Source organism: Desulfovibrio sp. X2, assembly GCF_000422205.1.
Taxonomy (GTDB): domain Bacteria; phylum Desulfobacterota; class Desulfovibrionia; order Desulfovibrionales; family Desulfovibrionaceae; genus Alkalidesulfovibrio.
Window position 1 is genome coordinate 91,738 of the sequence record NZ_ATHV01000018.1, and the last position, 12,663, is coordinate 104,400.

At 70.2% G+C, this 12,663-nt stretch carries 6 protein-coding genes; 3 read left to right on the forward strand and 3 right to left on the reverse strand.

The window, feature by feature from the left end:
* The 3 genes from DSX2_RS06705 to DSX2_RS06715 are packed head-to-tail and all read right to left on the reverse strand — an operon-like array spanning position 1 to position 8,585.
* Positions 1-4,854 carry a tetratricopeptide repeat protein gene (locus DSX2_RS06705; RefSeq protein ID WP_020880410.1) on the reverse strand — a complete coding sequence of 1,618 codons (4,854 nt, stop codon included), beginning with the start codon at positions 4,852-4,854 and terminating at the stop codon, positions 1-3.
* Positions 4,851-6,827, reverse strand: a complete 1,977-nt coding sequence (locus DSX2_RS06710) for a hypothetical protein (RefSeq protein ID WP_020880411.1) — start codon at positions 6,825-6,827, stop codon at positions 4,851-4,853. Before DSX2_RS06710 ends, DSX2_RS06705 begins: the two co-directional genes overlap by 4 nt.
* A gap of 6 nt (positions 6,828-6,833) precedes the next feature.
* Positions 6,834-8,585, reverse strand: coding sequence for a glycosyltransferase (locus tag DSX2_RS06715; protein WP_020880412.1), 1,752 nt, complete (start codon positions 8,583-8,585; stop codon positions 6,834-6,836).
* Between the two features lie 492 nt (positions 8,586-9,077).
* Here DSX2_RS06715 and DSX2_RS06720 point away from each other — a divergent pair, with 492 nt between their 5' ends.
* The 3 genes from DSX2_RS06720 (at position 9,078) to DSX2_RS06730 (ending at position 12,625) form a co-directional block, all read left to right on the forward strand.
* Positions 9,078-9,731, forward strand: coding sequence for a Crp/Fnr family transcriptional regulator (locus DSX2_RS06720; RefSeq protein WP_020880413.1), 654 nt, complete (start codon positions 9,078-9,080; stop codon positions 9,729-9,731).
* A 162-nt stretch (positions 9,732-9,893) separates the two neighbouring features.
* On the forward strand, positions 9,894-11,777 hold the full coding sequence (gene cooS, locus DSX2_RS06725) for an anaerobic carbon-monoxide dehydrogenase catalytic subunit (protein ID WP_020880414.1): 1,884 nt from the start codon (positions 9,894-9,896) through the stop codon (positions 11,775-11,777).
* 62 nt (positions 11,778-11,839) lie between these two features.
* A complete protein-coding gene (locus DSX2_RS06730; RefSeq protein WP_020880415.1) occupies positions 11,840-12,625 on the forward strand; it encodes an AAA family ATPase in 786 nt (261 codons plus the stop codon).
* The last annotated feature ends 38 nt before the right edge of the window (positions 12,626-12,663 follow it).

Here is a 12,663-nt window from a genome sequence, read left to right on the forward strand (position 1 = left end):
CTAGAAACGGTAAGAGACGGCTCCCCATATCTCGTTCAGCCTGTAGCCCGGCGTCTCCAGCCGGGAGTAGCGGAAATTGACGTCGAAGACGTCGTTCACGGTGTAGTCCATTCCGGCGTCGGCCCGCCAGACCATGTCCCAGCCCTTGCTGCGCGAGTGCGAGGGGCCGTAGCCCGCGCCCGCATTCAGCCGCAGCGAGTCGTTCACGTTCCCGGAGAGCGAGCCGTAGAGCAGGTTGGTCCACACGTCCTGCGGGGCCCAGTACTGCTGCGGGTTCCGGTCGCTGTTGGCGAGCTGGTAGACGTAGCCCACGGAGAACAGCGGCACCTCGGTGATGCGCCGCATGATCCGGCCGTCCAGGGAGATGGTGTCGTTGCCGTCCGTGCGCTGCGAATAGACGAGGTTGGTCGAGACGTCCCAGAAGTCGAGGAGGCGGCTGTCCGTGCGCAGGCTCACGCTGTCCTCGCGGATCTCGTCGAGCATGGCCTCGATCTCGTCCATGCGCGCCCGGGCCACCTGGACTTCGTAGGTGCCGTTCAGCTTGAGGAAGTCCGTGGAGTACGGGCCGTGCAGCGTGGCCTGGAAGGTGGGGAAGGAGGACAGCCCGTGGTCCGGCATGGTCACCCCGCCCAGGGCCTCGAACCAGTAGCCGGGACGGAAGAACCAGCGCGCGCCCACGTTGACGTCCTGGCCCTGCAGGCTGGAGGCGCTCGCCGTCCCGTCCTGGGTGTGGCGCCAGGAAAGGGCGCCGGTGTTGCCGAAGAGCCTCAGGTCGTCGCGCGGGCTGACCTCGCCGCCCACGCTCACGCGCTGGAAGGCGCGCTTGTCGCTGTCCCACCAGTATTCGTAGCCCGCCTCGGCCAGGGGCTCGGCCCGAAGTTCGGCCCGCCTGCGCATGCGCTGCACCCAGGGCGAATCGGGATTCTCCAGGGCCGCCTCGTTCAGCAGCCGGATGGCCGTGGGCACGTCGTCCTCGTAGTAGGCGTTCGCCCCCTGGTTGTAGTCGAGCTCGCCCGGGTCCACGGGCAGGGCCCTGGCCTCCCTGAAATAGTCGTCCGCGCGCGAGAGCTGGCCGTGCCACATGTAGGCCTTGGCCAGCTCCAGCACCACCTGGTGCTGGGGATTCACGCGGTCCAGGTGCTGCTCCATGGCCGTGGCGCCCAGGGAGGGAAGCACGCTCTTGGCCGGGAAGGTCAGGGGATCGGCCATGGGCGTCCAGAAGCCCTCCGGCGTGGCCCCGAAGGCCACGGGGAAGGCCTTGCCCACCACCTCGCGGAAGGCCTCGCACTCCTTGCCGTCCACGCGCAGCAGCCGGTTCGGGGCGTAGCCGTCCGGGTAGAACCAGGCCGTGACCGGAAGCCCCTTGGCCTGGCGGCGGAGCAGCGCCATGCGCTCCTCCATGCGCTTCTTCATCTGCGCCGTGGTCTCCAGGGAGCCGTCGCGCAGCATGGCGCGCTGCCCCCAGAAGCGGGCGGGCTGGCCGTCGGCCAGGAGCAGGGAGGGCGGGGCGGAGTCGGACAGGGCGAAGGTCCAGCGGCCGGTGGCGGCCAGCTCCTCCAGCCCCTGGCGGTTGATGCCGTAGGGGGCGACCGTGCCCAGGGAGGCCGAGTCCACGGCCAGCATGGCCTTGGCGTGGGCCTCGCGCAGCAGCCCGTCCATCTTCAGAAGGGTCTCGCGGTCCGCTCCGCCCACCAGGAGGATGACCCCGGGACGGCGCGCGGGCAGCGGCTTCTTCAGGACGAGGCGGCCGTCCGGCCCGGAGGTGAAGTCCGAGGCGTCGAGGAACACGGCATGGCGCTCGGAGAGCAGCTTCAGGTGTGCCGCGAACTGCGCCAGGCTGACCACGCCCGAGGAGTCGCCCGCCGTGACGCGAGGATAGAGCAGGGTGAGCACGCCGCAGTCCGGGCCCAGGGCGCGCATGGGCTCCATGATCGCGTAGGCCTGCCGGAACTCCGACTCGCCCGCAACGGCCGAGCCGTACTTGAGGCGCGCGGGCGGATCGTCGGGCTCGGCCTCGTGCAGCCGCCTGGCATACTCGTAGGCCGTCTTCCCGTCCTCGCTCATCTGGCCGAGCGTGACCATGGCGCGCAGGGCGTCCACGTTGCCCGGGGTGACCGCGAGGATGCCGGTATAGTGCTTTCTGGCCTCGGGGAACTTGTTCTGGTCCAGCAGGGACTGGCCGTAGAGGAGCTGCATGGGGATGGAGACGGGCCGGATGGCCGTGTAGCGGGCCGAGTAGCGCTCCTCCGCCGGGAGGTCGTTCAGGGTCTCGGCCGACTCGGCGGCGTAGCGCAGGAGTTCCAGGCTGTCCGGCGCGATCTCGAGGCCGCGCTCGGCATGGCGCAGCACGTCGGCCGGACGTCCCAGGGCCTGCTCCGAGCCGAGCAGGGAATCCGCCAGGTTGGGCGCGCCCGTGCGCTCGAAGGGCTCGCGCAGCAGGTCCACGACCTCCGCGTAGCGGCGCTGCGCGAACAGGGCGCGGCCAAGGCCCGCGAGATAGCCGGTGCTGCCAGGCTGCTCGGCCAGGAGCTCGCGCCAGAGCTTCTCCGAGCCCGCCGGATCGCCCAGCGCGAGCCGCACCTCGGCCGTGGCCGTGCGCACCGCGCGGTCGCCCGCGGCCAGCCGCGCCTCGAACCAGGCGGCCGTCTGCCGGGCCTCGGCGTAGCGGTCCATGCCGAGCAGCAGGTTGACCACCTGCAGGCGCAGGTCCGCGTCGTCGGGCGCAAGGGCCAGGGCCTTGCCGAAGTGGTCCAGGGCCTCCTCGCCGTGGCCGAGGAAGAGGGCCGTGTCGCCCAGGGCGAACTCGCGGTCGAAGGTCGAGACGCCTGAGAGCGCCTGGGCCATGAGCCTGTCCGCCTCCTCGCCCCTGCCCTGGCGGCGCAGGACGAGCGCGAGATACAGCGTGGCCGTGGGGTCGGAGGGGTTCAGCCGGGCGGCGGATTCGAGGAAGCGCTTCGCGTCGTCCATGCGCCCCGCGCGGAACAGGGTCTTGCCCGCGCGCGTCTGCCAGCCCGCCGCCACGGCGGGCGAAAGCCCCGGCAGCCAGGCGGGCGGCATGAGGCAGGAATAGAGATCCGTGAGCTGCTGCCCGAGCACCGCGTCCGCGATCTTCTCATAGAGCCCCGTGGCCTCGGCGGGCTCGATGGTCGTCTGCGTCACCTCGCCCTGCGGCCCGAAGACCGGGCAGGGAAGCGCGCGCAGGCCCCCGGCCGGGGCGGCCGAGAGCGCGTCGAGCCGGGGCCCGAGCCCCTCGGTGTCGCCGTTGCGGATGCGGCTGAGGATCAGGGCGATCTCGCCGTAGGGGGCATGGGCCGCGAGGTCGGAGAGGGGCAGGATCTTCACGGAGAGGTCGTAGCGCTCCATGCGCAGGGCGGACCAGGCCAGCCCGAAGGGCGTCATGTCCGGAATCCAGCGGCGCATGAAGGCCAGGGCCGCGTCCGCGCGGTCCTGCTCGAAGAGCAGCATGACCACCTTCTGGGAGAAGTCCCTGGTGTCCATGATCTCGGGCAGCCCGCCCGCCATGGCCGCCTGCCACTCTCTTGCGGCCGCGTCCCACTGCCGGGCGTTCCAGTAGTCCCAGCCCAGGTCGCGCTGCACCATGGGGTTCTTGGCGCTGTCGCCGAGCTTGTCGATGATGGCCGCCTTGGCGCCGGGCGCAAGGTCCGTGGCCTTGGCGATGAGCTCCAGGGCGAAGTCCAGGAAGGTGGACCTGAAGGGCAGCGGGTCGCGCACCTTCTCGAGCCATGAGGCGGCCTCCCGGTAGTGCCCGGCGCGGGACTCGACCAGGGACCTGCCGTAGTCGACGCCGTCCATGGTCTCGGCGTCCTGCATCTTCTCCTCGAAATTCTCCGCCGCGTCCGTGTCGCCGATCTGGACCATGGCCGCGAGGTAGCGGCCCTGGACGAGCGGGTCGTCCGGCCCGAACTCGAGGCTGCGCCGCGCGAACTCCTTGGCCGTATCGTTCTTCCCGGCCTTGAGCGCCGCCTCGGCGATGAGCTGCACGCGCGCTCCGATCTGCGGGTCGTCGCGCCACTGCGTGAGCAGGACCTCGAGCGCGGCCGCCGGGTCGCCGCGGGTGAGAAGCAGGCGGCCCTCGGCCACGCGAAGGGCCGAGGCGTCGTAGCCGAGCTCCCCGGCCTTGTGCAGCAGGGCCAGGGCCTCGTCGAAGCTCCCGGCCTCGCCCAGGCGGCGGGCCAGCAGGACCGCCGTGTCCCCGGCCAGCTCGCTCTCGCCGCCCTTGGGGAAGTCGACCGCGAGCAGGGCCTTGCCCGCCCCGGCCGTATCGCCCAGGGCGAAGGTGCGCAGGCTGCCCTCGAGCACGGCCATGGGGCCGACGGCGGGGGGGCAGGCGTCCAGGGCGAGCTTCAGGTGGCGCAGGTTGACCGGCTCGGCCACCAGGGCGCGCAGCATGCGCGCCCTGTCGCCGGGCGCGAGCGGGGCCAGGAAGCCCTTGAGGCTCTGGCCGTAGCGGGCCGGAATCTCCGGCGGCGCGGCCACCAGGATGCGGAAGAGGACGAGCCGCGACTCGGTGTCGGCAGGGTCGATGGACAGGCCGGTGAGGATGGCGCGCAGGGCCGGGTCGTACTGCTGCAGCCGCAGGAGCAGCCGCCCCTTGACCAGCCACAGGGGGGCGTAGGCCGGGTCCATGCGCAGGGCCTCGTTTGCGATGGACAGGGCCTGCTCGGGCCGGTCCTCGGCCTCGGAGCGCAGGGCCGAGCGCAGGAGCGGCATGACCGAGCCCTTGCCCGCGGCCTTGCCCGCGGTCCCTTCGTCGGCGAAGACCCGCACGGCGCGGGGAGCGAGGGCCAGGACCAGGCCGAGGAGGAGCAGGCAGGGCAGGAGACGGCGCATCATCTTCTCGCGGATACGTAGACGCTGCAGGCGGCGTCGGGGTTGTCGGGGGCCAGGAAGAGCATGCGGGTCTTGTCGTAGCGGTTCTCGATGCCCGCGAGCTCTGCGCCGCCCTTGTCCTCGGGGCGGCCGATCATGATCCAGTCGGGGGAGAGGACGGCCTTCTCGGCCGCGAAGTGCGGCAGGGACTCGGACGGAACCTCGAGCACCGCGGTGTATCCCCTGGAGCGCACGGCCTTGATGAGCGCCTCTACGGCCGCGGGGTCAGCGTCCTTGGCGTAGGGCAGGACGAAGCCGCGCAGGAGGTGGGCCACGGCCGGGGCGAAGGGCGTGTCGAAGCCGCCCAGGAAGGCGGCCAGCCGCTCGGGCGTGGCGTCCCGGGCGAGGCGCGCGTAGGTGGCCATGCCCCTGGCCGCGGCCGCGAGCATGGCGTCGTACTCCGGCCCCTTGCCGGGCAGGAGGTGGTCCGCGGGCAGGATGACGGCGGAAAGGGACTCGGGCGCGTCCAGGTCCAGGCGCCCCACGTCGTGCACGTCCTTCCACAGCGGCGGCTCGGGCCGCACGACGAGCTTCGTGAAGCTCCCCTTGGCGCCCGCCTCGCGGGCCAGGAGGCCGAGGGCGAAGACGCCCCGGTCCGTGGAGGCGGAGAGCGGGATGGGATAGGCGGACACGGGCTTGCCCCCGACCGCGAGCACCAGGCGGTTGCCCGTGACCCGTCCGGCGAGGCCGACGGACTGCCCGGGATCGAGCAGCAGGGGGATCTGCAGGAGGTAGTTCAGCTTGCCGCCGCTCTTCTCCTGGATCTGCACCTGGTTGGGGCTCACCAGCAGCCTGAGGTAGGAATCCACGTTCTTGTAGCGCAGGTAGACGAGCTCGGCGCACTCGGCAGAGGGCGTGACCGTGGCCGCGAAGGCCGCGTTCTCCATGGTCTCGGTGCCGCGCAGGCGCACGAAGGCCTGGCCGGTGGAGGCGCTCGTGAGCTCCACCGCGCCGTCCCCGGCCTGCATGCCGCCGATGACCGTGTTCCAGAGCCTGGGCTCGTCCAGGCGCGGGAAGCTGTCCGGAGAGGTCTTGGGCAGGCGGCTGTCGATCTCCTCCAGCAGGCGCCCGGCCGACCAGGAGGGATCCACCTGCAGCCGTGTCAGGTCGTGCGCGTCGGCGTCGCGGGAGTTGAAGCACTCTCCCTCCCGCGTGAAGGCCGCGGCGAAGGAGCGGGCGATCTCCTGCTGCACGACGTCGCGCAGCTCGGGCGCCATGGACTGGTCCAGGGTGTTGGCCGGGGTGAAGATGTAGACCTCCGGGGCCTTGCCCGTGGCGTCGCTGACGGCCTTGATCGCGGCCTCGTCGTCGGCCCGCATGCGGGCCCGGAATTCGTCCAGGCTCTCCGCCGTGCCGTCGGGATTCGTCTTCAGGGCCGCCAGGTAGTAGGCCTGGGTGCCGTCCGGCCGGGGGAGCAGGGTCAGGGCGTCCTGGCCCATGGTGCCCACGTCCCAGTAGGGGCTCTTGCTCACGTCCTTCAGCTCGCCCGGGTGCAGGAAGAAACGGTTCCATCCGGAGAGGCGGTCCGTGGGCACGAAGACCGTGGCCACGGCGCCGAGCCCGGCCAGGATGGGCTGGGCGAAGAGCACGCTGTCCTTCCGGCCGCCCTCGAACATCAGGTAGAGCGCCTTCTCCGGCAGCGGCCTGCCGTGGTCGAGAAAGGCCACCACGTCCGCCGTGGTCACGGTCACGTAGCCTGCCGCGGACAGGGCCTCGAGCTGCGCCTTGAGCCGCTCCTTGGTGACGATGTCGCGCCTGTCCAGGCTGTGGCCGATGCCGCCGTAGGAGATGGCCACGAAGCCGTCGCGGCCGTTCCACAGATCGCGCTGCCGCTCGGGCCGCACTCCCTTGGAGAAGACCACCGTGCCCACGAACACGGCCAGGGCGAGGAGCGCCGCGATCTGCAGCGCGATGCGCAGGGGCTTGTTCCCGAACATGAAGGCCTAGCCCTTCTCCTGCCCGCAGGCCTTCCCGGCGCAGGGCTCCTGCCCGGCCGTCGGCCCCGTTCTCCCGTCCCCGTCCACACGGTCGAACTTGGAGGGCCGCGTGCCCCAGTCGGACTTCCAGAAGGTCACCGTGGCCGGGATCATCTGCCACAGGAGCACCACGAGGTAGAAGAGGCAGAAGGGAACGCCGTAGATCCAGAGGCTCGAGCGCTTGATGAGCAGGTAGGAGCAGCACATGAGCATGCCCATGAGCAGGATGCCCAGGCAGTACATGTACGGGAAGACGTGGTAGACCAGGGGCACGAAGACGAAGGCCCGGACCACGACCACGGGCGCGATGACCGGCAGCACGAGCCCGGCGTAGAAGGACAGGGCCATGAACGGCTCCTTGCGCCACATGAAGCCCGCGGCCCGCAGCCCCTCGCGCAGCCAGGAGCGCTTCCAGCGCATCTGCTGCTTGTAGAACTTGGCGTAGGACGAGGGCACGATGGTGCTGCACACGGCCGTGTGCTGGTACACGGCGTGGCTCTTCTTGAGCAGGAAGTTGGTCAGGCTGCGGTCGTCGCCGAAGGTCGCCGGGCGGCCGAAGAAGGTCTGGCCGATCCAGGCGTCCAGATGCTCCATGACCACGGTCTTGCGGTAGCAGGAGAGCGGCCCGGAGAGGCAGGTGACCACGTCGAAGATGCTCTCCGCGGCCTTGAACACGCGAAAGCCGATGAAGTAGCGGACCGCCTGCATCTTGGTTAGGAAGTTGGTCCACTTGTTCTCCACCTCGCAGCGCCCCGTGGCCGCGGCGATGCGCGGGTTCTTCAGGGGCTGCACCACGTTCAGCACCGCGTCGGGCCGCAGGAAGCTGTCGCTGTCCACGAAGACGAGCAGCTCGCCCTTGGCGATGCGCGCGCCCGCGGCCAGGGCGTGGCGCTTGCCCTGGTTCTCGCCCAGGGCCAGCACCTGGAAGCGGTCCCCGACCTCCGGGGCGATGCGCTCCTTGAGCCTCTGCAGCACGCCGAGCGAGTCGTCGCTGCTGCCGTCGTCCACGGCCACCACCTCGAGCTTGTCCTCGGGATAGCGCTGGTCCAGGCAGCTGCGGATGGTCTTGTCGATCCACTCCTCCTCGTTGAAGCAGGGGATGATGACGCTGACCGTGGGCGTGTAGTCCGGGTCCACGGGGAAGCTCCGGTAGAGCGCCGCGAAGAGGAAGCGGGAGAGCAGGAAGACCACGCTGCACAGGCCGTAGAGGAAGACCGGCACGTCGAACCAGAAGTAGAAGACGCTCTCCTGCTTGATGAAGGCGATGGCCAGGAGCACGACGAAGATGAGCAGCAGGGAGAGGGATTCCATGTAGCGCCAGCGACGCTTGCGCATGTAGGAGGCGATGTCGCCCTCGAACTGGAACGCCACGAGCCCGGCGGCCTGGTCCAGGCGCACCACGCGGGCCGGGATGGTCACGCGGGACTCGTAGCCCTCGGGCATGGTCCCGGCGTTGAGGAAGAACTTGAGCACCACGGCGTCGCCCGGCGCCAGGTCGTGCCGCACGTCCACGAGCATGCCCGTGTTCGAGAGGTCCACCACCCGGCCCTCGGCGAGCTCGCGTCCGCCCCGGCCGGGCTCGCGGACGGAGACGTCGAAGTCGGCGAAATACCGCTGGTTGTCCCCCCTCCGGCTGGCGCCCTTGCTCGGCACGTTGGGCAGGAAGCGGCGGTCGGGCCTGGGATTCGGAAAGATTTCAGCGGACCGGTCTTTGGACATACACCTCAAAGGCTCCCTTGCGGCCGAACCGCCCGTGGGAAGGCCTCGGCGGATCCCCCGCGGGCTGGTCGGCGCCGCGGAGCCCCTCGCATTCTGTCATCAAAAGCATAATCGCAGCAGCACACCGGCCCGGGGGCCGAAATCTTCCATATGCGCCTCGCTCGCGTGCATCGTGGCGGGAAAGAATCGCTCCCTTGCCGGACAACGATCGCGAGAATCACGCGCTGCAAGACCGGGGACATCCCGTCCGGTCTGATGAAAGGCCGCACACGAGGCGGCGCGAACTGCTTGGGCCTGCTGGATTTGAAGGGAGATCAGGAACGAGAAGACAAATCGCAGGGGCCCCCCCCGAAAAGACACTCTCGGCTCATACAAGACCTCGGAGGGCTCGTAAAGCGGGAATTGCAAGGATACGGACAAACCCTACCTTTCCGAGGGACATTTCGTCTCCCGTCCGCTTGCGCGAACCGCCCGTGCCATTTAAGAGGGGGCATGGCCCTGCGCATGGATCTCTCCCGGGAGAACCTCCTCGACGTCCTCGAACAGCCGGAATTCGAGGCGCTGCGGGCCATTTTCGTCTCCCGCAGGTATGGTCGCCGCCGCATCATCTTCCGTCCGGGCGAGGCCGAGAACATGGTCTTCATCGTGGCCTCGGGCAAGGTGCGCATCTTCTTCGCCCACGAGGACAAGGAGCTCACCCTCTCCATCCTGAAGCCCGGCGACATCTACACCACCCACACCCGCGCCTTCGTCCAGGCCTTCAAGGACTCCACCATCCTCACGGCCGACGCCGAGGCCTTCCGCCGCGCCCTGCCCGACCACCCCGCCCTGGCCTACTCCATGATCCGCGTGCTCGGCGACCTCTTGCGCAAGGCCTACTCCATGATCATCCGCCTGGCCTTCCTCTCCGCCCGCCGCCGCCTCGAGGAATACCTGGCCCACGAGGCCGAGCAGCGCGGCATGAAGTCGCCCGACGGCGTGCGCGTGCACCTCGACCTGACCGTGGAGCAGCTCGCCTCCATCCTCGGCTCCACCCGCCAGACCATCTCCTCCCTGCTCGGCGAAATGGCCTCCGAAGGCCTGCTGCACAAAGAGGAACGCGGCGTCTACAACATCCCGGACCCCGCCCTGCTCGGCCACCGCTGAGCCTTTTTCCGAAAAAACCTCCCCAAATCCTCCGTTTTGTCGTCCGGCCGACAGACGCGCTTCCCTTCCCGCGATACCCCGACAAGCATGGAATGGAATATGGCCGCGCCGCGTGGCGGGAAGCGGCGAGGTCCCTGTGGCCCCGCGTGATGGAGGTGTGTCGTGACCGAGATCGAAATGAACATCGAAAGCCTGACTATCTGCGACGACGCGCGGCAGATGCTGCGCAAGGCCAAGGCCGAGGGCATCGAGACGGTCTGGGACCGTCTGGCCGGGCAGAAGCACTGCACCTTCTGCGAGCAGGGGCTCTCCTGCCAGAAGTGCGTCATGGGCCCCTGCCGGATCGTCGCCAAGGGCGGCAAGGTCAAGCTCGGCGTCTGCGGAGCCGACGCCGACCTGACCGTGGCCCGCAACTTCGGCCGCTTCATCGCCGCCGGATCGGCCTCGCACTCCGACCACGGCCGCGACGTGATCGAGACCCTCGCCGCCGTGGCCGAGGGCACCACGCGCGACTTCGAGGTGCGCGACGAGCAGAAGCTCGCCCGCCTCGCCGGCGAGCTCGGCATCGCCACCGAGGGCAAGGAGCCCAAGGCCCTGGCCGGAGAGCTCTGCGCGCTTCTCTACCAGGACTTCTGCTCGCGCTCCAAGGAGCTCTCCTTCGTCAGGCGCCTGCCCGAAAAACGCCGCGCCCTGTGGAACAAGCTCGGCATCACCCCGCGCGGCATCGACCGCGAAGTGGTGGAGATGATGCACCGCACCCACATGGGCGTGGACAGCGATCCCGTGAGCATCTGCCTGCACGCCGCGCGCACCGCGCTCTCCGACGGCTGGGGCGGCTCCATGATCGCCACCGAGCTCTCGGACATCCTCTTCGGCACCCCCACGCCGCGCGCCTCCCAGGTCAACCTCGGCGTTCTGAAAAAGGACCAGATCAACATCCTGCTGCACGGCCACAGCCCCATCGTCTCCGAGACCATCCTGGCGGCCGCGCGCTCGCCCGAGATGATCGCCAAGGCCAAGGCCGCCGGGGCCGCGGGCATCAACGTGGCGGGGCTTTGCTGCACCGGCAACGAGGTGCTCATGCGCCAGGGCGTGCCCATGGCCGGAAACCACCTCATGACCGAGCTCGCCCTGGTCACCGGCGCCGTGGAACTCATGGTCGTGGACTACCAGTGCATCATGCCGAGCCTGCCGCACATCGCCTCGTGCTACCACACCCGCTTCGTCACCACCTCGGACAAGGCCCACTTCCCCGGCGCCACCCACGTGGACTTCCACTTCGACAACGCCGGCGCCAAGGCCCGCGAGGTCGTGGAGCTGGCCATCGAGGCCTTCGCGGGCCGCGACCCGGGACGCGTGGACATCCCCGGCACGCCCGTGGAGATCATGACCGGCTTCTCCAACGAGGCCGTGCTCGCCGCCCTGGGTGGCACCCTGGACCCGCTCATCGACGCGCTCAAGTCCGGCGCCGTCCGCGGCGTGGCCGCCATCGTCGGCTGCAACAACCCCAAGCAGCAGCACGACTACAGCCACGTGACCCTGGCCAGGGAACTCATCAAGAAGAACATCCTCGTCGTGGCCACCGGCTGCGCCACCGTGGCCCTGGGCAAGGCCGGGCTCCTCGTGCCCGCCGGCGCGGACCAGGCGGGCGAAGGCCTGCGCGGCGTGTGCAACGCCCTCGGCATCCCGCCCGTCCTGCACGTCGGCAGCTGCGTGGACAACTCGCGCATCATCCACCTCTGCGCCCTGCTCGCCAACGCCCTCGGACTGGACATCTCCGACCTGCCCGTGGCCGCCAGCGCGCCCGAGTGGTACTCGGAAAAAGCCGCCGCCATCGGCCTCTACGCCGTGGCCTCCGGCGTCTACACCCACCTCGGACTGCCCCCGAACATCCTGGGCAGCGAGATGGTCACCAAGCTGGCCCTGGAAGGCCTCGAGGACGTCGTGGGTGCCAGCTTCGCCGTGGAGATCGACCCCGTGGCCGCGGCCGGGCTCATGGACGCGCGCATCTCGGCCAAGCGCACCGCCCTCGGCCTGTCCGCCTGACGCACCAGCCCCGGCCCGGGACGCGCCCGCGTCCCGGGCCGATTCCGATACAGGAGGACGCCATGAAACTCGCATTCGCCGGAAAAGGCGGCGTGGGCAAGACCACCCTCGCGGCCTGGATGGGCGACTACCTCGCCCGGCAGGGCCGCGACGTCTGGCTGGTGGACGCGGACACCGCGCTCTCCCTCGGCCGTGCCTGCGGCCTGGAACGCGCCGACCTCCCCACCCCGCTCATCGAACGCGAAGACCTCGTGCGGGAACGCATCGGCGAAGGCATGATGCACCTGAACCCCGACGTCTCCGACCTGCCCGAGAACCTCGCCGTGGACCTGCCGCCCGTCACCCCCGCACCCGGTGACGCCGCCAGGCCCGGACGCCGCCGCCTGCTGCTCATGGGCTCCGTGGCCGGGGCCGGAGGCGGCTGCGCCTGCTCCGCCAACGCCCTGCTCAAGGCGCTCCTCGCCCACCTCGTGCTCGACCGCGACACCTGGCTGCTCGTGGACCTCGAGGCGGGCGTCGAACACCTCGGACGCGGCACCGTCAGCGGCGTGGACGGACTCGTCGTGGTCAGCGACCCGAGCCGCCGCGGACTCGAAACCGGCGCCGAGGTCGGCCGCATGGCCGCGGACCTCGGCCTCGCTCGCCAGGTCCTCGTGGTCAACCGCCTGCGCGGCGGCGCCCGGCGCGTCCCCAACCTGCCCGGCCTGCCCACGAACGTCCTGGCCTCCCCGCCCCTCGAAGGGCTCGAAGACCGCCAGCTCGACTCCCCCTCCGTCCTCGGCCTGCCCGAACAGGCCGCCGTCGACACCCTCTGCGCCGGAATCCTGGAGGCGGTCGGCAAGGCGTAGGATGCCTCCGGCGGGCAGGGAGGGGGCTGCGCACCCCC

What these genes read in the sequence shown, in the direction of transcription:
- DSX2_RS06715 (WP_020880412.1), bottom strand. Translation starts at nt 8,585, where the DNA reads ATGTCCAAAGACCGGTCCGCTGAAATCTTTCCGAATCCCAGGCCCGAC.
- DSX2_RS06705 (WP_020880410.1), bottom strand. Translation starts at nt 4,854, where the DNA reads ATGATGCGCCGTCTCCTGCCCTGCCTGCTCCTCCTCGGCCTGGTCCTG.
- DSX2_RS06720 (WP_020880413.1), top strand. Translation starts at nt 9,078, where the DNA reads ATGGCCCTGCGCATGGATCTCTCCCGGGAGAACCTCCTCGACGTCCTC.
- DSX2_RS06710 (WP_020880411.1), bottom strand. Translation starts at nt 6,827, where the DNA reads ATGTTCGGGAACAAGCCCCTGCGCATCGCGCTGCAGATCGCGGCGCTC.
- DSX2_RS06730 (WP_020880415.1), top strand. Translation starts at nt 11,840, where the DNA reads ATGAAACTCGCATTCGCCGGAAAAGGCGGCGTGGGCAAGACCACCCTC.